At 47.1% G+C, this 19,740-nt stretch carries 14 protein-coding genes; 8 read left to right on the forward strand and 6 right to left on the reverse strand.

Annotated elements, in window-relative coordinates:
* Positions 1-239: 239 nt before the first annotated feature.
* On the reverse strand, positions 240-785 hold the full coding sequence (orn, locus tag AKJ31_RS20750) for an oligoribonuclease (protein WP_053410937.1): 546 nt from the start codon (positions 783-785) through the stop codon (positions 240-242).
* Between the two features lie 111 nt (positions 786-896).
* On the opposite strand from orn, the gene rsgA reads away from it, so the two are divergent.
* From rsgA to AKJ31_RS20785, 7 genes are all read left to right on the forward strand, one after another.
* Complete coding sequence (rsgA, locus tag AKJ31_RS20755; RefSeq protein ID WP_053410938.1) at positions 897-1,952, forward strand: small ribosomal subunit biogenesis GTPase RsgA; 1,056 nt, start codon at positions 897-899, stop codon at positions 1,950-1,952.
* 113 nt (positions 1,953-2,065) lie between these two features.
* On the forward strand, positions 2,066-2,932 hold the full coding sequence (gene asd, locus AKJ31_RS20760; protein ID WP_053410939.1) for an archaetidylserine decarboxylase: 867 nt from the start codon (positions 2,066-2,068) through the stop codon (positions 2,930-2,932).
* Positions 2,933-3,089: 157 nt separating this feature from the next.
* On the forward strand, positions 3,090-4,505 hold the full coding sequence (locus AKJ31_RS20765; RefSeq protein WP_053410940.1) for an SLC13 family permease: 1,416 nt from the start codon (positions 3,090-3,092) through the stop codon (positions 4,503-4,505).
* 260 nt (positions 4,506-4,765) lie between these two features.
* Positions 4,766-6,646, forward strand: coding sequence for a methyl-accepting chemotaxis protein (locus AKJ31_RS20770; protein WP_053410941.1), 1,881 nt, complete (start codon positions 4,766-4,768; stop codon positions 6,644-6,646).
* Positions 6,647-6,719: 73 nt separating this feature from the next.
* The gene (locus tag AKJ31_RS20775) at positions 6,720-7,607 is read left to right on the forward strand and encodes a DMT family transporter (RefSeq protein ID WP_053410942.1); all 888 of its coding nucleotides are present in this window, start codon (positions 6,720-6,722) and stop codon (positions 7,605-7,607) included.
* 249 nt (positions 7,608-7,856) lie between these two features.
* Positions 7,857-9,389, forward strand: coding sequence for a 2,3-bisphosphoglycerate-independent phosphoglycerate mutase (gpmM, locus tag AKJ31_RS20780; RefSeq protein WP_053410943.1), 1,533 nt, complete (start codon positions 7,857-7,859; stop codon positions 9,387-9,389).
* Positions 9,390-9,528: 139 nt separating this feature from the next.
* The gene (locus tag AKJ31_RS20785) at positions 9,529-10,665 is read left to right on the forward strand and encodes a murein hydrolase activator EnvC family protein (RefSeq protein ID WP_053410944.1); all 1,137 of its coding nucleotides are present in this window, start codon (positions 9,529-9,531) and stop codon (positions 10,663-10,665) included.
* A gap of 37 nt (positions 10,666-10,702) precedes the next feature.
* Here the strand turns inward: AKJ31_RS20785 and AKJ31_RS20790 are convergent, their stop codons facing one another.
* The 4 genes from AKJ31_RS20790 to nudC all read right to left on the reverse strand — a co-directional run bounded on the left by AKJ31_RS20790 (position 10,703) and on the right by nudC (position 14,595).
* Positions 10,703-11,659 carry a DHHA1 domain-containing protein gene (locus AKJ31_RS20790; RefSeq protein WP_053410945.1) on the reverse strand — a complete coding sequence of 319 codons (957 nt, stop codon included), beginning with the start codon at positions 11,657-11,659 and terminating at the stop codon, positions 10,703-10,705.
* Positions 11,660-11,734: 75 nt separating this feature from the next.
* The gene (locus AKJ31_RS20795; protein WP_053410946.1) at positions 11,735-12,370 is read right to left on the reverse strand and encodes a TetR/AcrR family transcriptional regulator; all 636 of its coding nucleotides are present in this window, start codon (positions 12,368-12,370) and stop codon (positions 11,735-11,737) included.
* 106 nt (positions 12,371-12,476) lie between these two features.
* A complete protein-coding gene (gene hemE / locus AKJ31_RS20800) occupies positions 12,477-13,544 on the reverse strand; it encodes a uroporphyrinogen decarboxylase (RefSeq protein WP_053410947.1) in 1,068 nt (355 codons plus the stop codon).
* Between the two features lie 262 nt (positions 13,545-13,806).
* On the reverse strand, positions 13,807-14,595 hold the full coding sequence (gene nudC, locus AKJ31_RS20805) for an NAD(+) diphosphatase (RefSeq protein ID WP_053410948.1): 789 nt from the start codon (positions 14,593-14,595) through the stop codon (positions 13,807-13,809).
* Positions 14,596-14,774: 179 nt separating this feature from the next.
* On the opposite strand from nudC, the gene AKJ31_RS20810 reads away from it, so the two are divergent.
* Positions 14,775-15,269 carry an Rsd/AlgQ family anti-sigma factor gene (locus AKJ31_RS20810; RefSeq protein WP_053410949.1) on the forward strand — a complete coding sequence of 165 codons (495 nt, stop codon included), beginning with the start codon at positions 14,775-14,777 and terminating at the stop codon, positions 15,267-15,269.
* 198 nt (positions 15,270-15,467) lie between these two features.
* Here the strand turns inward: AKJ31_RS20810 and rpoC are convergent, their stop codons facing one another.
* A complete protein-coding gene (gene rpoC / locus AKJ31_RS20815; RefSeq protein ID WP_053410950.1) occupies positions 15,468-19,670 on the reverse strand; it encodes a DNA-directed RNA polymerase subunit beta' in 4,203 nt (1,400 codons plus the stop codon).
* Between the last annotated feature and the right edge of the window lie 70 nt (positions 19,671-19,740).

A 19,740-nucleotide genomic window follows, 5' to 3' on the forward strand; every position in this document is an offset into this window, starting at 1 on the left:
GTTCGAACTCGTGACCTCAACCTTGGCAAGGTTGCGCTCTACCAACTGAGCTAGTGTCGCATTCACAACGTTTCCGTCGTTCAGGGCTGCGAATTATAAGAGCTTTATTTTGTGATGCAAGTCCTTCCTGCAAAAAAAAATCGATTTTTTCTCTTTTGATGAAAAAGCACACAGAATCGAACATTTTTCGTTCCAAAACGTTGCTTTAACAGACCAGCCCTATATCTGAGAGGAGAATGTTAGATACTAAAAATTGTTTCTCGGTAATACTTTAGCTCAGCAATAGACTCACGAATATCGTCTAACGCTAAGTGGCTACCTTTCTTTGAAAAACCATCTAAGATTTCTGGCTTCCAACGACGAGTAAGTTCTTTCAACGTGCTCACGTCAAGGTAACGATAATGGAAGTACTCTTCCAACTCCGGCATATGCTTGTACAAGAAGCGGCGATCCTGACCGATGCTGTTCCCGCAAATTGGTGACTTACCTTTCGGTACCCATTGTTCTAGAAATGCGACCGTTTGGCGGATAGCTTCCTGTTCATCAACATCACTGGCACGGACACGCTCAACCAAACCGCTAGCAGTATGCGTCGTCGTGCACCACTCGTCCATTTTGTTCAGTTCAGCTTCTGGTTGATGGATGGCAAGAACCGGCCCTTCAGCTAGAATGTTCAACTCACTATCGGTGACGATAGTAGCGATTTCGATAATTTTATGAGTTTCTGGGTCAAGGCCCGTCATCTCTAAATCCACCCAAATTAAGTTTTGATCGCTAAAGGACATAAATCGTTGCCTATTGGTTTTATGATAAAAAGGGTACTATACCCAAATTCTGATCCACTAGATAGCAGTCTAGCGGATACTAAGTGATGGTTAATAGTTAAGTAGACAATTGTGGCAAAAAAGAAAAAGCTCACCAAAGGTCAAGTTCGACGCGTACGCAGCAATCAAAAACGTAAGCTGAAAAAAGAAGAGTCCATTCAATGGGATGAATCGATGCTCGGCACGGCGCAAAAAGGACTCGTGATCACTCGCTTTGGCCAACATGCCGATATTGAAGATCAAGAAAGTGGCGAAATTCACCGTTGCAACTTAAGACGGGGAATCGAAAGCCTCGTTTCAGGCGATAAGGTCATTTGGCGCCCGGGTTTGGAGTCGATGGAAGGTATCAACGGAGTGGTTGAAGCCGTCGAGCCCCGTACTTCGGTTTTGACTCGCCCAGACTACTACGACGGTCTGAAACCAGTTGCCGCCAACGTTGACCAGATGATCATTGTCTCTTCAGTACTCCCTGAACTGTCACTGAATATCATCGACCGTTATCTGGTCGCAGCAGAAACACTAAAGATTGCGCCTTTGATCGTCCTCAACAAGATTGACTTGCTAGAACAAGAACAACTGGAACTCTATAAAGATTGGCTAAGCACTTACGAGAAAATTGGCTATAAAGTGCTGCTGGTAAGTAAAGAAACTGGTGAAGGTATTCCGGCACTTGAAGAGCGACTAAGCAACCGAATTAACATCTTCGTTGGGCAATCCGGTGTGGGTAAATCGAGCTTGGTTAACGCACTCATGCCTGGCTTTGATATCGAAGAAGGCGCGGTTTCAGAGAATTCCGGTCTTGGTCAACATACCACGACAGCTTCGCGTCTGTACCACATCCCGTCTGGCGGCGACCTGATTGACTCACCGGGAGTTCGTGAATTTGGTTTATGGCACCTTGAGGCAGAAGAAGTCACCAAAGCCTTTATCGAATTCCAACCATATCTGGGTGGCTGTAAGTTCCGCGACTGCAAACACTTAGATGATCCGGGCTGTATTTTAGTCAAGGCGGTAGAAGATGGTGAGATTAATCAAGTTCGTTTTGAAAACTACCACCGAATCCTGGAAAGCATGGCGGAAATGAAAGCGAACCGTCAGTACTCTCGCAACAAAAAAGCTGATCTGTAACGATTTCTTAAATAGTCTTGAATGACTTTCTACTGACTTTTGGTTTGAATTTGAGTACTATCTCGCGCCCAAAAGAAGTGAGCAACATACAGTTAACATTGGAAATGAAGACAATGGATAAGATTAAAGTTGGACTGCAATACTGGATCCCACAACACGGTTTAACCCGTTTGATGGGTAAACTGGCTTCAGCAAAAGCTGGCGGTCTAACAACAGCGGTTATTCGCTGGTTCATCAAGCAATACAACGTGAACATGGACGAAGCGAAGCACTCCGATCCTAAGCATTTTGCATCGTTCAATGAATTTTTTGTCCGTGAGCTGAAAGACGGCGCACGTCCGATTGCAGAAGGTGATTCGGTTATCACTCACCCTGCTGACGCGTGTGTAAGCCAATTCGGCCCAATCAAAGATGGCAAGCTTATCCAAGCGAAAGGCCACGACTTTACCGCACAAGAACTACTAGGCGGAGACGCAAAACTGGCGGAAGAGTTCAAAGACGGCGAGTTTGCGACACTTTACCTTTCACCACGTGACTACCACCGTGTGCACATGCCGTGTGATGGTACGCTACGTCAAATGATTTATGTCCCTGGTGATCTGTTCTCAGTCAACCCACTCACTGCGGAAAACGTGCCGAACTTATTCGCGCGTAACGAACGTGTGGTATGTATCTTTGATACGGAATTTGGCCCGATGGCACAAGTATTAGTGGGTGCAACTATCGTAGGTAGCATCGAACAAGTTTGGGCGGGCACAGTGACTCCACCTCGCGGTAACTCTGTGTACAAATGGGATTACCCAGCTCAAGGTGACAAAGCGGTTATCTTGAAAAAAGGCGAAGAAATGGGCCGCTTCAAACTTGGCTCAACGGTAATTAACCTATTCGCTAAAGATGCGGTCAAGTTTGATGAGAGCATGGATTACGGTAAGCCTACCGTGATGGGTACTCCTTACGCCCATGCCACCAAACAAGATTGATGAAAAATGCCCCGCACTGTCGGGGCATTTTTTTGACTGAAAACAAGACATTCGCAACATTTTTTAACCTCATTGCAAAACTTCCACCTCAGTCTAAGACCCTAATTTGATTATTAATTACTCTTGTGGACAGATTTTTCTTTAAGGTTAACGTTTTATGCCACGAATAGACCAAGGGATATTGGTCAAGCTATTGATTTGCTTTGGGATACCACTGGGTGTTCTATTGATGCCAATCGATGCTATCCCTATCGATGACCTGTCACTGATCCAGCATCGCTTACTGGCGATTTTCCTTCTTGCTGCCTTGCTATGGGTGCTTGAGCCTGTCCCTGTTTTTGCTACTTCCATTCTGATCATTGCGCTCGAGCTGATCATGATCTCTGATAAAGGCTTACACCTCTTCCGCACGCCGCCAGCAGGTCATGATATCGGAACTTTAATGAACTATACCGATATCTTTGGTGCGTTCTCATCGCCGATCATTATCCTGTTTATGGGGGGCTTTGCACTGGCGATTGCGGCGTCGAAATACGAGTTAGATAACAACTTAGCGCGGGTGTTATTGCGACCATTTGGTCAGCAACCAAGGTTTATCATGCTCGGCCTTATGCTGATTACTGCGGTGTTTTCGATGTTTATGTCCAACACCGCCACGACCGTAATGATGTTGGCGCTGCTCGGACCGATCGTCTCCTCTGCGCCAAAAGGGGATTTAGGTATAAAAGCGCTGGTGTTGTGTATCCCTATCGCTGCCAATACTGGTGGTATTGCGACACCAATTGGTACCCCGCCCAATGCGATTGCGCTGCAATACTTAACGGGTGAAAACAGCATTAGCTTTCTGAGCTGGATGATGATGGGTTTACCTTTTGTCATCGTACAGTTGACTATCGCGTGGTTTTTGCTTCAGAAACTCTTCCCTTCTTCACACAAAACCATGCAGTTGAAACTGGACGGCGAATTCCAAAAAAGCTGGCGCGCAGTGGTCGTTTACGTCACGTTTGCTGCGACGATTGTTTTGTGGATGACCACCAGCTTGCACGGTATGAATACCTATGTTGTCTCAATTATCCCGCTGGCAGTCTTCACGCTTACAGGCATCATGGGCAAAGCTGAACTCAAGCAAATCAACTGGGACGTATTGTGGCTGGTAGCCGGGGGGATAGCGATTGGTATCGGCTTGGATAAAACTGGCTTGGCTTCTGCGCTAGCCCACGCAATCGACTATGAATCGTTATCGCCCGTCGCGGTTGTCATCACGTTATCAATCGTCTGTTGGTTGATGGCTAACTTTATGTCCAACACCGCAACTGCAAACCTGTTGATGCCGATCGCAGCAGCGATTGGCGCTTCGATGGAAAGCTTATCGTCGGTCGGTGGATTGCAAGGACTACTCGTGGTGGTCGCATTCTCAGCATCACTAGGCATGATTCTCCCTGTCTCTACACCACCAAACTCGCTCGCCTACTCAACTGGCTTAATCGAAAGCCGAGACATGGCGAAAACTGGCGTAATCATTGGTGTGATTGGCCTAGTGATTGTCTACGCCGCAGCACTACTGCTCACTTAATAAGGCATTGTGCGACTTCTTACGCATTTTTGTGTAAGAAGTCGCAAAACAAGCAAAAGCCACCTACACACTTTATTGCACCTGCCGAATACATAGTTAGATCAAACATATCACTGTCAGTTTTGTATAACATCTGACCGTTAATTTAGTTACTCCCCATTAAAACATCTGCCTTTTGCCCATTCTAAAGCATTAGGTAAACAACACATTTGAGTCTAAACCTCACCTTTGTTTGTTGTCTAAGTACTGAAGGAAAGACAATGAAAAATACAATAAAGCTAAAAATACAAATTGCTATTGCTGTCATTATCGCTGTTGTTAGTGGCGTTCAAGCTTGGATCTCTGTCAGCCAGTTGAAGCAAGAGACGACCTCCGCACTCAATAGCGAAATGGAGAACGTCAGTCATGCGACCTCTCGTTACATCTCCGATTGGTTAGAGATTCGTAGTGATATGATGCTCGCCAACGAAAAAGCCATTTTAGATTCAGCGGATGCCGACAGGGAAATGCTGCTAACAAAACGCGCTGGCGGGTTCCTTTCCGTCTACGCGGGGTTTGAGGACGGCTCTATCGCTTACGGCGACAAAACCGAAGACTGGCCAACGGACTACGATCCTCGTAGCCGACCTTGGTACATCGACGCCAAAGCGGCGCCAGGCCTGATCATCACCGAACCTTATCAAGATTTCGATGGCAGCATCGTGATCAGTTTTGCCAAAGCGTTCAGTGGTAATAAAGATGGCGTGCTCGCAGCGGATTTAACGGTAAGCAACATCATTGAAGAAGTCCTTCACGTAACTCTCGACAACGATGGCTTCTCATTCTTGGTCGATGGCAACAACAACATCGTCGCCTACAAAGACGAAAAACTCAGCCAGAAGCCGTTAACCGATCTAAATCCTGAGCTCTCAACTAATAAAGTCGCACAACTAATCGACACTGCCGGGATCTCAACCATCACCTGGCCGGGGCAAGGCGACAAGCTGATATTCGTATCTAACGTGCCATCAACCGATTGGTCGCTGGGTATCGTGGTCGACAAAGAACTCGCCTTCTCTTCCGTGACTGAGCAGATTCAATTTACTGCGATTGCCTCAGTTCTGTTGTATATCGTGATTGCCTCTATCAGCACATACGTCGTCACCCGCCTACTCAAGCCGCTGCAAACACTGTCTGATGCGCTTTCTGAGCTTTCAGAGGGTGAAGGTGATCTTACTCAGCGGATTGAAATCCAGAGAAAAGATGAAATCGGTGAACTCGCGCAGCACGTCAACCAATTCTTGGCACAAATGCAGAAAATGCTTGGCGATATTATCCAGCACAGCCAACAACTGGCAGTTCAAGCCGAAGCGGCTAATCAGTTGTCTCAGGAGTCCGCCCAACAGGTTGAAACGCAGCAAAATGACGTTAACCAAATTGCGACGGCTATCCATGAAATGTCAGCCACCGCAGCAGAAGTCGCCAGTCATGCAGAGCTGACCGCTAACGCATCGCAAGAGTCATCAGCAGCTTGTGAAGACGGGCAACAAGTAATTGAGAAAAACCGTCAAGCGATCATCAAACTTGCCGAGCAAGTCGCTGACGCCTCGAACATTATTTCTGAACTGGAAAACAATACCCAGAGCATCAACCAAATCCTTTCAACTATCCAAGGCATCGCTGAGCAAACGAACCTACTGGCACTCAACGCGGCGATTGAAGCAGCACGAGCTGGTGAACAAGGACGTGGCTTTGCGGTGGTAGCCGACGAAGTTCGAGTATTGAGCCAACGCACTCACGGTTCGACGGAAGAGATCCGCCATATGATCGAAACGCTGCAAGGAAATACCAAACTCGCGGTCAACAGTATGGAAGCGAGTACGACGTTAGCGGACACCAGTGTCGACTACGCGCAACAAGCGTCAGAAAGCCTCGATACGATTACGACTGCGATTAACGAAATCAACGGTATGGCTCTGCAGATTGCCAGCGCAGCAGAAGAGCAGCGTGCGGTCAGCGAAGACATCAGTCGAAATACGCAAGGGATTAAAGACGCGTCGGACATTCTCGCCGATCAAGCCGCCCGCAGCAGCCAAAGTGCGACAAACATGTTCGACTCGGCAAACACGGTTCGCCAAGAAGTGGAACGCTTTAAAGTTTAACGCTTTGTATAACCAATGATTTGATGCATATTAACAGCCATTAGTATTCACACTCCCTCAAGGACGAATAGATATGGGATACGAATGGCTGGCTTTGGCGGCTGCCTTTCTATGGGCTGTCGCCAGCATCCTCTCGGTCGCACCCGCACAACATTTAGGAACGTTCGCTTATAGCCGCTGGCGCATGGGTTGTACTTCGGTCATTCTCGGCACGATGGCGCTGATTACGGGTGGCTGGTCGAGCGTGGAGCCCTCCTCAATCTCTGCAATGGCGCTGTCAGGATTAATCGGTATTTTTATCGGTGATACGGCTCTGTTTGCCTGCTTAAATCGCATGGGGCCTCGTCAAGCTGGCTTGCTGTTTTCCTGCCACGCCGTCTTCTCTGCCGTATTAGGATACTTTCTGTTTAGCGAACACATGACTGCACTTGAGTTATTAGGCTCAGCACTGGTGTTCTCAGGCGTATTAACCGCTATCTTCTTTGGTCGCCGAGGCCAAACCAATAATCAACTCGAATCGATCAAAGGTAATGTCTGGGTTGGTGTCGGGCTAGGTCTACTCGCAGCGCTGTGCCAAGCGATGGGCGGCATTATCGCTAAACCCATTATGCAAACCGAGATTGACCCGGTTGCCGCGTCAGCAGTGCGGATGATGACGGCGTTTATCGCCCACTCGGTGTTATTCATCTCGGGCGCTAAGATCGCGCGCGCGACTCAACCGATGACAATGAAGATCTTTTCCATCACTGCAGTCAACGGATTTCTGGCAATGGCCGTAGGGATGACCTTAATCCTCTACGCGTTACGTGAAGGGAATGTCGGGATGGTGGCACTGCTTTCTTCAACTACACCGATCATGCTTTTGCCTATACTATGGATTTACACCAAACAAAGACCTAACCGCTATGCTTGGCTTGGCGCAATCGTCGCTGTCACTGGTACTGGAATTTTGGTTAGTTAATCGCCTCATCTACAATGACAACGATAGATAAATACGATTTTTAATTTGCGCTCAGATTGAGAGAATAGACCATATTCTGAGCGTAACATTCCAGTCACGACTCAAGGTGAAAGGTGTTTCAATTGAAAGATAACAACGCCATATCACAAACAATATTTGATCTTGACCTACAGTTTTGGTTAAAAAGTGTAGTAAAATTACGCTAATTTTGTTTCCAAAGTTACTTTGAAATTTGACGAGGACATCACTATGTCAGCAAAGAAGCCATTGGCTTTAGTTATTCTTGACGGTTACGGCCACCGTGAAGACACAGCAAGCAACGCGATTGCAAATGCAAAAACACCAGTAATGGATGCACTGCTTGCAAACAACCCTAATACTCTAATCTCAGCTTCAGGCATGGACGTTGGTCTACCTGACGGTCAGATGGGTAACTCTGAGGTTGGCCACACTAACATCGGTGCTGGTCGTGTCGTATACCAAGACCTAACTCGTATCACTAAGTCTATCGCTGACGGTGAGTTCGTGGAAACTCCAGCGCTTGTTGAAGCCATCGACTCTGCAGTCAACGCTGGTAAAGCAGTTCACATCATGGGTCTGATGTCTCCAGGTGGTGTTCACTCACACGAAGACCATATCTATGCAGCAGTAGAAATGGCAGCAGCACGTGGCGCAGAAAAAATCTACCTACACTGCTTCCTAGACGGCCGTGACACACCACCACGCAGCGCAGAAAACTCACTAAAACGTTTTGACGAGCTATTCGCGAAATTGGGTAAAGGCCGCATCGCGTCACTTGTTGGTCGTTACTACGCGATGGACCGTGACAACAACTGGGAACGTGTTCAAGTTGCTTACGATCTACTGACTCAAGGTAAAGCAGAATTCACTTACGATTCAGCGGTTGCTGGTCTAGAAGCGGCTTACGCTCGCGAAGAGAACGACGAGTTCGTAAAAGCAACAGCAATCAAAACTGACGCTCAAGAAGACGCAGCAATGGCTGACGGCGATGCCGTGATCTTCATGAACTACCGTGCAGACCGCGCTCGTCAAATCACCCGTGCATTCGTTCCTGATTTCAACGGTTTTGAACGCGCAGCATTCCCTGCGGTTAACTTTGTCATGCTAACTCAGTACGCGGCTGATATTCCTCTTGCGATCGCATTCCCACCAGCGTCACTAGAAAACACTTACGGTGAATGGCTATCTAAGCAAGGTCAAACTCAGCTACGCATCTCTGAAACAGAGAAATACGCACACGTCACTTTCTTCTTCAACGGTGGTGTTGAAAAAGAATTTGATGGCGAAGAGCGTCAGCTTGTTGCTTCTCCAAAAGTAGCGACTTACGACCTACAGCCAGAAATGAGCTCTGCAGAGCTAACTGAAAAAATGGTTGCAGCGATCAAGTCTGGTAAATACGACACGATTATCTGTAACTACCCGAACGCAGATATGGTTGGTCACACTGGCGTTTACGAAGCAGCAGAGCAAGCGATTGAAGCGCTAGATGCAAGCGTTGGCAAAGTGGTTGAAGCAATCAAAGAAGTGGGCGGCCAAATGCTGATCACAGCAGACCACGGTAACGCGGAAATGATGGTTGATCCTGTGACTGGCGGTACTCACACTGCGCACACTAACCTACCAGTTCCTCTGATCTACGTAGGTGACAAAGCGGTTGAGTTCAAAGAAGGCGGTAAACTGTCTGATCTAGCACCAACGATGCTAACGCTATCTGGTCTAGAAATCCCGGCTGAAATGACGGGTGACGTGCTTGTTAAGTAATTAACAGGCAAAGAAAACTTAAGCCCGGGCCATTGCTCGGGCTTTTTCATTTCTAGCTCAATAAGTTTTGACATTCCCCTTTCTTCTGAGGAAAGGGTTTAGGTATACTGACTATCCCATAATCAGGATAAAAGCACTCATGGCATCAAGACATCAAGCACGACTTCGGATTACCACTACGCTATCTGCACTCGTGTTCGCTGCCGCTATGACTGTCACTTCGCCTGTTTGGTCAGCCTCTCAAGCTGAGCTCAAAGGCGTTTCCAGTGAAATATCCCGCCAGAGACAATCACTTTCCAGCCAACAAAAGCAACTCGACTCGCTGCAAAAATCCCTTAAACAACAGGAAGTGGGCATCGCACGAATCGAGAAAGAGATTAAAGAAACCAAAGCGTTGCTGAGCCAAACCAACAGCAATATCTCGGCGTTAGAAAAGAAAGTGGAGCAACTGGAAGATGAAAAAAAGCAGCAAAGTGAAAAACTCGCTGAACTGCTCAAAACCTACTACGTGACCCAACGCGCGAAAGACGCGTCAAACCTTCTCAACCAGGGCGTTGAAGAAGACCGTATTAGTCAATACTTCCAACATCTTGCCAAGCAACGTGCCCACACCATTGAAGAGCTGGAGCAAACAGCGCAAGAGCTAGCAGATAGCCGAACTCAGCTGGATGTTGAAAAGAACCAACTCACTCGGCTACTCGATGAGCAAACCGAAAAACGCAATCAACTGACACAAGTTCAGTCTAAGCGTAAGAGCACCTTGAGTGGTATTCGAAAGCAGATCTCCAACGACAAAGTTTACCTGTCTGAACTGCAGCGTAACGAAACTCGTCTGAAAGCAGAAATCGCCAAAGCGGCAAAACGTAATGCAGTCCCTATGGATGGATTAGCCAGACAACAAGGTAAACTGCCTTGGCCACTCAAAGGCCGTGTATTGCACAATTACGGCACACGCCAAACAGGTCAGTTGAACTGGAAAGGGATGGTGATCGACGCCAACTATGGCCAATCAGTGAAAGCAGTATATTCAGGCACAGTAGTGTTTGCGGATTACCTGCGCGGCTACGGCTTGGTAGTGCTGCTTGACCACGGTAAAGGCGATATGACTTTATACGGTTTCAACCAAAGTCTATTGAAGAAAGAAGGCGATAAGGTCAAAGCTAATGAGACTATCGCACTTGCCGGTGACACAGGTGGTCAGGCGCAGGCTTCACTGTATTTTGAAATTCGCCGAAACAGTAAAACCCAAAACCCAAGGCGTTGGCTAACCCAATAATAATGGTGGTAGAAGCCAATCTTCCACCACCAGAGGGTCACGCGTAATACTGCTCAATGACCTCAATCAGCTTTGTCAACTCTTCTTTTGGCAAGGCGTTAATGCCCGCTGCCGCTGCACGTCCACCACCACTGACAAACTGTCCACAGATGTCTCCAGCCCCTTGTTTATTGTTCAATGGCGCACGCAAAGAAACGGTATACGTACCGTTGCTGTTTTCGGTCAGCACGGCGTGAGCAGAGTCAGGAGATTGGTTAGCTAACCAGTTTCCGAACACCCCGCTGATGCGTCTTGATGACGCTTGGTTAGGCAACTCAAACACGCCAACAACCGCGCTTTGATACTTAGCTTCGGTAGCAAGTGCCTGTTGTATATCTTGCTGATAAGCATTCTTTAACAGTGAATACGGTGAATCGTGATCAGCAATAACAGCAAAAGGATCATCGTAGGCCAAAAGCTCATTAAACAGCACCGCAGGGTCAAAATGCAGGTCGTCAATGACTTCACCGTAGCCGTTATAGTTGATCAAGGTACCCAATTCTTTGAGTTGCGATTTTTGCTCTTCGTTGAGTCCAGCCGTATCCGCCAGTTGATCGGCCTTCGCAATTAAGTTGTCACCGTATGCGGCGGTGATCGCCCAAGTATGGTATTTACCTGCGAGTAACTGATCGATAATCAATGCAGTACAAGTATTGGCGTCTAAATCGATATGAGCTTGCAGTTGGTCACTTTGAGGAATCACACCTGACTTATGGTGGTCGGCGTAGAAGACGCTCACTTGTTTAGCCAGTAAGGCTTCTAGTGCCGGAAGGTTTTTCTCCATCGAAATATCCAACGCGGTCACGCTATCTCCCGCTTGGGCTGGCACTCTGTCCAGTAGTTGAATATCTCGCTTTACCCCAGTGATTAAGGTTGACGATTTAGGCTCAGCTAAACGTAACTGAAGAAGGGCGATGATGCCGTCAGCGTCACCGTTGAATACGTCGTAGTGCATAAATAAAAACCCATTAAAGTATCTGCTGTTACTCTAATGGGTTCGAATAAAACAAACAATTTGAATTAGTTATGACTAAGCATGAATTGCTTTAACGCCATCTTCTAATAGTTGTAACTGTTCGAGTCCTTGCTCTGTCGCCTTTGGTTTGACCACTGCGATCATTTGCAACATACCTTGATAAATGACCTGCTCGGTAACTTGAGTCTTCTGCGACATCGCCGACTGATACCCCAGCCAACTTGACGCAATCAGGTGCAACGTCGTGACCAACGATTTCATCTCGTCTTCTTTAACGTCTAGTAGCTCAAGCTCGACAAACGCGCGCATAATGTTGATTAAGTTGCCTTGCAGCTTTTCCTGCACTTGGATGTAATCTTCGTGCAAGTGATCGTCACGTTGTAGAATTTCAGGCAAATTGGCGTAAAAAAAACGGTATTTCCACATTAAGGTGAAGATCGAATCCAAGTAGTGTTTTAGTAACACCAAACTCTCTTGCTGACCTTGAATCGGCGTAAAACGCTCAAGCAGCTCGTTTGAGTAAAGTGAGAATATCTCTCTCACGATTTCTTGCTTATTTCGAAAATGATAATAAAGGTTGCCAGGACTGATATCGATATGCGCTGCAATATGGTTTGTGGTGATATTCCTTTCACCGTGAGTGTTAAAAAGTTCTAATGCCGCCAGCACTATTTTATCGCGTGTCTTCATTAATTTTCCGTATCCTCTTCCACGATTATTATCAGTATAGCGTGTTAGTGTAACCTGAAACAAAAAAGCGCCTGGTCATATCAGGCGCTTTCATTATATTGCTTAGTTATTTGTGGTACGGCTTAGATAGCTCGTGCACCGCATCAACAAAGACACCCGCGTTTTCTGGCGGTACATCTAGGTGGATACCGTGACCAAGGTTGAATACGTGACCAGTGCCAGCGTCACCAAACCCTTCCAGGATAATCGCCACTTCTTCACGGATACGTTCAGGTTGTGCGTAAAGCATCGATGGGTCCATGTTACCTTGCAGCGCCACTTTGTCGCCAATACGTGCTTTAGCATCAGCGATGTTAATCGTCCAATCTAGGCCGACGGCATCACAGCCTGTCGCTGCGATTTGCTCTAACCACATGCCACCATTCTTAGTGAATAGCGTTACGGGTACGCGACGACCTTCGTTTTCACGAATCAGACCATCCACAATCTTGTGCATGTACTGCAGTGAGAACAGGTTGTAGTCACGCGGAGTCAATACGCCACCCCAAGTGTCAAATACCATCACAGATTGCGCACCAGCTTTGATTTGCGCGTTTAGGTACTCGATGACGCTGTCTGCCAGTTTGTCTAAAAGTGCGTGTAGCGTTTGCGGTTCTGCGTACATCATCTTCTTGATCTTAGTGAACGCTTTCGAGCTACCACCTTCAACCATGTAAGTCGCCAGTGTCCATGGACTACCAGAGAAGCCAATCAGAGGGACTTCACCTTTAAGATCTTTGCGGATCTGGCGTACGGCGTTCATCACGTATTGCAGTTCACCTTCTGGATCTGGCAGACCAATCTTATCAACGTCAGCCTTACAGGTGATTGGGTTATCAAATACAGGACCTTCACCTGCTGCGAAACGTAGACCAAGCCCCATTGCATCAGGGATGGTTAGAATGTCAGAGAAAAGGATCGCGGCATCAAGTGGAAAACGACGCAGTGGTTGAAGTGTCACTTCAGACGCTAACTCTGCATTTTTACACAGCGACATGAAATCGCCCGCTTCTGCACGAGTCGCTTTATATTCTGGTAGGTATCGACCTGCCTGACGCATCATCCATACTGGCGTGTAATCTACAGGTTCTTTTAATAATGCACGCAGATAGCGATCATTTTTTAATACTGTCATTCTGTTCTTCCGATTCAATAGACTCACTTTTTTGTGGCCAATATTCTAACACCGTTTGCCTCGCAAAAGCTGTGTGCTTTGCGCCCTAGATCAAGTTATTAACTATAAAATCAGAGCTTAATTTGCACCCACCCCATAAGGGTGTTAAAAATTTGTGTGCTAGCGAAAACTACAATTATAAACTGAACACTCAAGTGTTCAGCATCTCATAACGACATCTTACTTACCCCCTCCCTCTCGGAGGGTTTTTTTTGCTTAATTTTCAGATATCTATATCTTTAATTTCGGCTAGCGTCTGCTCAATCAACGCACGTGCGATGGTACCAACTGGTGCTACTGGCGGCATCTCTTTGACATTAAACCAACGTGCGTCACTTAACTCGCTGTAATCTGGTTTTAGCACCCCGGATTGGTACTCGGCGAGAAAGCCCATCATCATACTCGACGGAAACGCCCACGGCTGGCTACCAAAATAACGGATATTTTTTACCTCGATACCGGTTTCTTCTTTAACTTCACGCGCAACGCACTGCTCCAAGGTTTCACCAACTTCAAGAAATCCAGCGATCACGGTATACATACCATTTCTGTGTCTTGGATGCTGTGCCAAAAGAATTTCGTTGTCTTTGCGTACCGCAACGATGATACAAGGGAAAATCCTTGGGTAATGCAGCGTTCGGCAGTCACCGCACTGCATGGCAAGCTGATTATGATTGAAGTGGTTTCGGCCACCACACAGCGGGCAAAAGCGCATAGATTGTGTCATATGACCAAACTGTATCGCTTTGCTCATCAGCAAAAAGAGCGGCTCCGGAAATGCCAGGCAATCTCTTAGTGAAACCAACTCGAGGTCTTGTTCCACATCCACAGCATTCAGCCAGTACACGGGACTTTGTTGGTATTCACCAATTAAAATCGCCTTCTCTTCAGGTAGCGAATATTGCTGAGCTGCACCGCAAGGCAGTTGATGATCCACCAGCCAGATTTCACTTCCTGACACGACACACCAATAAGCATCTTCCGTACGGTTTGTGTCACTATTCTTTAACATTACCCTTCCTCTTTGCTTGCAGTTAATCCATTTTACTGGCAATCTAAATTCATACCAGAGTTTGTAGTGAAGCAATTTTCTGGCTATAAATTCTAGTAAGGACAAGAGGTTGTATCTCTAGGACAGCTTTGCCAAGGCAGGGCGTAATGATCACCGGAGTGTGATCCGATCATGAGGGCATGGTCATGCTAAATAAATTCAAACGAACTCAAGAACAGTGGGGTGGCTCTAGTGAAGTCATCGATCATTGGTTAGAAACCCGACAATCTTTAATCGTTGAGTACTGCAAGTTGGCTGCGCTTCAGCCTTGCTCAACCAAGTCAGCGGTTTCTACTCTTCCCACTCCCGACGAACTTCAAATTTTCTGTCAGCACGTTGTCGACTACATTTCTGAAGGTCATTTCAAAATTTACGATATGGTGATGGATAAGTGGCGTTCCACTGGCTTTGAAGCGACCGACGAAATTAACCAAACTTACGCACAAATTGTACTCACGACCGAACCACTGCTTAACTTTACTGACCGTTATGCTGATGTTCCTGAAGATGATGATTTGGAAACGTTCGATAGCGACCTCTCATTGATTGGTGAAATCATCGAAGCGCGTTTTGAAGTCGAAGATCAGCTAATTCAGTTGATTGCTAATAGTCTGGCGGTACCACCGGGCGCATAAACGCCTATTCTGCTTTGTATATGGAACGGCTCGTTTTAACTAATGAGCCGTATTGCTAGGTGTGGTCATTTACCCATAGGTAAACCGCCAAAATACCGCACCCCATTCAATATTTCTTTATTGCCCTCAAAAACAAAAAAGGCACCCGAAGGTGCCTTTTGTCATTTTATCCATCTGGACGATTACTCGCCGAGTGGCTTATTCCTCTGAAGAGAAACCCGCATTTAGAAGTGCTGCTAGGTTATCCGTCGCTTGTTCAGCTGACGGGCCTTCTTGCGCTTCTGCACGCTTAGCTTGACGATCTTGGTGGTAAGCGAAACCCGTACCTGCAGGGATTAGACGACCTACAATTACGTTTTCTTTCAGACCACGTAGCTCATCACGTTTACCAGAAACCGCAGCTTCTGTTAGTACGCGAGTTGTTTCCTGGAACGAAGCCGCAGAGATGAACGACTCAGTTGCTAGCGAGGCTTTGGTGATACCTAGTAGCTCACGTTCGAAGCGTGCTGGCTCTTTGCCTTCAGCTTCAAGCAGACGGTTAGCAATCTTAACGTTCGCGTATTCTACTTGCTCGCCCGCTAGGAACTCAGAGTCACCAGCGTGAGTAATAGTACACTTACGTAGCATCTGACGAACGATAGTTTCGATGTGCTTATCGTTAATCTTAACGCCTTGCAGACGGTATACTTCTTGAACTTCGTTCGCGATGTATTGCGTCACAGCGTGTACGCCACGTAGACGTAGAATGTCGTGCGGAGACTCTGGACCATCTGCGATCACGTCACCACGTTCAACTTTCTCGCCTTCGAATACGTTAAGCTGACGATGCTTAGGAATCATCTCTTCGTACGTATCACCGCCTTCGCGAGTGATCACTAGGCGACGCTTACCTTTCGTCTCTTTACCGAAGCTCACAGTACCTGTGTGCTCAGCAAGGATTGCAGGCTCTTTCGGCTTACGTGCTTCGAATAGGTCAGCTACGCGTGGAAGACCACCGGTGATATCTCGGTTACCGCCAGACTTCTGAGGAATACGAGCAAGAGTATCACCCACACCTACTTCCGCGCCGTCTTCGATGTTCACGATCGCTTTACCAGGTAGGAAGTAGTGAGCTGGCATATCAGTACCAGGGATCATTACGTCGTTACCTTGCTCATCAACAAGTTTGATTGCTGGACGCATATCTTTACCTGCTGAAGGACGAGCTGCTGGGTCGGTTACTTCGCTTGAAGATAGACCTGTTAGGTCATCTGTTTGACGAGAAACTGTTACACCGTCGATCATGTCTACAAACTGGATGCGACCTGCCACTTCAGTGATGATTGGCATTGTGTGCGCTTCCCAGTTCGCTACTGTTTCGCCAGATGCAACTGCGTCGTTGTCACCTTTGCTTAGTAGCGAGCCGTATGGCAGTTTGTGTTTCTCTTTCGTACGACCGAACTCATCGATGATGGTTAGTTCAGATGCACGAGAAGTGATAACTAGCTTGCCATCTTTGTTTGTTACGAACTTAGCGTTGTGTAGCTTAACAGAACCGTTGTTCTTCGCTTGAATGCTGTTCTCTGCTGCTGCTGTTGATGCCGCACCACCGATGTGGAACGTACGCATCGTAAGCTGTGTACCCGGCTCACCGATAGACTGAGCAGCGATAACGCCTACTGCTTCACCTTGGTTCACTAGGTGACCACGTGCTAGGTCACGACCGTAACACTGTGCACAACAACCGAAGTCAGAATCACACGTTACAACAGAACGTACACGCATACTGTCTACTGAGTTCTCTTCCATGATTTGACACCACTTCTCATCGATCAGGGTGTTACGTGGAATAAGAACATCTTCAGTACCAGGTTTTAGTACGTCTTCAGCAACTACACGACCTAGAGCTAGCTCAGACAGTGCAACTTTAACATCACCACCCTCGATATGAGGCATCATGTCAACACCCTCGTGAGTGCCACAGTCATGTTCAGTTACAACAACGTCTTGAGCAACGTCTACTAGACGACGAGTTAGGTAACCCGAGTTCGCTGTTTTCAGTGCCGTATCCGCAAGACCCTTACGAGCACCGTGCGTTGAGATAAAGTACTGAAGTACGTTTAGACCTTCTTTAAAGTTCGCAGTGATCGGCGTTTCGATGATTGAACCATCTGGACGCGCCATCAGACCACGCATACCCGCTAGCTGACGAATCTGTGCTGCAGAACCACGAGCGCCCGAGTCCGCCATCATGTAGATGCTGTTGAATGACTCTTGCTGCTCTTCTTCACCGTCACGGTTAACAACCGTTTCAGAAGATAGGTTTTCCATCATCGCTTTTGCTACGCGATCGTTGGTCGATGCCCAAATATCGATCACTTTGTTGTAGCGTTCGCCCGCAGTTACAAGACCAGATTGGTACTGTTCTTGAATTTCGCGAACTTCTTCTTCCGCTTCCGCGATTTCAGTGTACTTAGCTGCAGGAACAACCATATCGTCGATACCAACCGATACGCCAGATAGTGCCGCGTAAGCAAAACCTGTGTACATGATTTGGTCAGCGAAGATAACGGTGTCTTTAAGACCAAGCTTACGGTAAGCCTCGTTCAACAGGTTAGAGATCTGCTTCTTACCTAGTTTTTGGTTCACTAGGCTGAAAGGCAGGCCTGCTGGTACGATTTGCCACAACATTGCACGACCGATTGTGGTATCAACCATACCAGTCGTCGTTGTGCTGTTGCCGTCTTCGTCTTTAACTGTTTCTGTAATACGTACTTTAACGCGTGCGTGTAGCTCAGCGCTCTTAGTGCGGTATGCCTTCTCAGCCTCTTCTGGGCCAGCAAGGTACATGCCTTCACCTTTCACGTTGATCTTGTCACGAGTCATGTAGTACAGACCCAATACAACGTCCTGAGAAGGTACGATGATCGGATCACCTGACGCTGGCGACAGAATGTTGTTTGTCGACATCATCAGAGTACGAGCTTCAAGCTGCGCCTCTAGAGTTAGAGGTACGTGAACCGCCATTTGGTCACCATCGAAGTCCGCGTTGTACGCCGCACAAACAAGTGGGTGTAGCTGGATCGCTTTACCTTCGATTAGTACTGGTTCGAACGCCTGGATACCTAGACGGTGAAGTGTAGGTGCACGGTTCAATAGTACTGGGTGTTCACGGATTACTTCGTCTAGGATATCCCAAACAACCGCTTCTTCACGCTCAACCATTTTCTTAGCCGCTTTGATTGTAGTCGCAAGACCACGAGTCTCTAGCTTGCTGTAGATGAATGGTTTGAATAGCTCAAGTGCCATCTTCTTAGGAAGACCACACTGGTGTAGACGAAGGTATGGACCTACTGTGATTACAGAACGGCCAGAGTAGTCTACACGTTTACCTAGAAGGTTCTGACGGAAACGACCTTGTTTACCCTTGATCATATCAGCAAGAGATTTCAGAGGACGCTTGTTCGAACCTGTGATCGCACGACCACGACGACCGTTATCTAGTAGCGCATCAACAGACTCTTGCAGCATACGTTTTTCGTTACGTACGATGATGTCCGGAGCCGCTAGCTCTAGAAGACGCTTCAAACGGTTGTTACGGTTGATCACGCGACGGTATAGATCGTTCAGGTCTGAAGTCGCAAAGCGACCGCCGTCTAGTGGAACTAGAGGACGTAGATCTGGCGGAAGTACCGGAAGCACAGTTAGGATCATCCACTCTGGGTTGTTACCAGATTGAACGAACGCTTCAACTAGCTTCAGACGCTTAGTGATTTTCTTACGCTTAGTCTCTGAGTTAGTAGACTGAAGCTCTTCACGCATTTCTTCTATTTCAGCAGGAAGATCCATTGCACCTAGAAGGTCTTTGATTGCTTCCGCACCCATCTTAGCCGTGAACTCATCACCCCACTCTTCTAGGCGATCAAGATACTCTTCTTCAGTTAGCATCTGACCTTTTTCTAGATCTGTCATACCCGGTTCAGTGACTACGTACATTTCGAAGTAAAGAACACGTTCGATATCACGTAGAGGGATATCCATTAGTAGACCGATACGAGACGGTAGTGATTTTAGGAACCAGATGTGAGCAACTGGTGAAGCAAGCTCGATGTGGCCCATGCGGTCACGACGAACTTTAGTCTGTGTAACTTCTACGCCACACTTCTCACAGATAACACCACGGTGTTTCAGACGCTTATATTTGCCACAAAGACATTCGTAGTCTTTAACTGGACCAAAGATACGCGCACAGAACAGACCATCACGTTCAGGTTTGAACGTACGATAGTTGATCGTTTCAGGTTTTTTAACTTCACCGAAAGACCATGAACGGATCATGTCCGGTGAAGATAGACCGATTTTGATTGCATCAAATTCTTCGGTCTTATGCTGTGCTTTTAGAAAGTTTAATAAGTCTTTCACAATCAGCTCCTGTAAGGAGTTAAAAGGGGCTCACCCGCAAAAGTGAGCACCTTCAACCAAATAATCCCGT

Source organism: Vibrio hepatarius (assembly GCF_001274785.1).
In the GTDB taxonomy this organism is placed as follows: domain Bacteria; phylum Pseudomonadota; class Gammaproteobacteria; order Enterobacterales; family Vibrionaceae; genus Vibrio; species Vibrio hepatarius.

Excerpts from the sequence above, each read along its gene's own strand:
- orn (WP_053410937.1), bottom strand. The coding sequence starts at position 785 with ATGTCCTTTAGCGATCAAAACTTAATTTGGGTGGATTTAGAGATGACG.
- asd (WP_053410939.1), top strand. The coding sequence starts at position 2,066 with ATGGATAAGATTAAAGTTGGACTGCAATACTGGATCCCACAACACGGT.
- AKJ31_RS20765 (WP_053410940.1), top strand. The coding sequence starts at position 3,090 with ATGCCACGAATAGACCAAGGGATATTGGTCAAGCTATTGATTTGCTTT.
- AKJ31_RS20770 (WP_053410941.1), top strand. The coding sequence starts at position 4,766 with ATGAAAAATACAATAAAGCTAAAAATACAAATTGCTATTGCTGTCATT.
- AKJ31_RS20775 (WP_053410942.1), top strand. The coding sequence starts at position 6,720 with ATGGGATACGAATGGCTGGCTTTGGCGGCTGCCTTTCTATGGGCTGTC.
- gpmM (WP_053410943.1), top strand. The coding sequence starts at position 7,857 with ATGTCAGCAAAGAAGCCATTGGCTTTAGTTATTCTTGACGGTTACGGC.
- AKJ31_RS20785 (WP_053410944.1), top strand. The coding sequence starts at position 9,529 with ATGGCATCAAGACATCAAGCACGACTTCGGATTACCACTACGCTATCT.
- AKJ31_RS20790 (WP_053410945.1), bottom strand. The coding sequence starts at position 11,659 with ATGCACTACGACGTATTCAACGGTGACGCTGACGGCATCATCGCCCTT.
- AKJ31_RS20795 (WP_053410946.1), bottom strand. The coding sequence starts at position 12,370 with ATGAAGACACGCGATAAAATAGTGCTGGCGGCATTAGAACTTTTTAAC.
- hemE (WP_053410947.1), bottom strand. The coding sequence starts at position 13,544 with ATGACAGTATTAAAAAATGATCGCTATCTGCGTGCATTATTAAAAGAA.
- nudC (WP_053410948.1), bottom strand. The coding sequence starts at position 14,595 with ATGTTAAAGAATAGTGACACAAACCGTACGGAAGATGCTTATTGGTGT.
- AKJ31_RS20810 (WP_053410949.1), top strand. The coding sequence starts at position 14,775 with ATGGTCATGCTAAATAAATTCAAACGAACTCAAGAACAGTGGGGTGGC.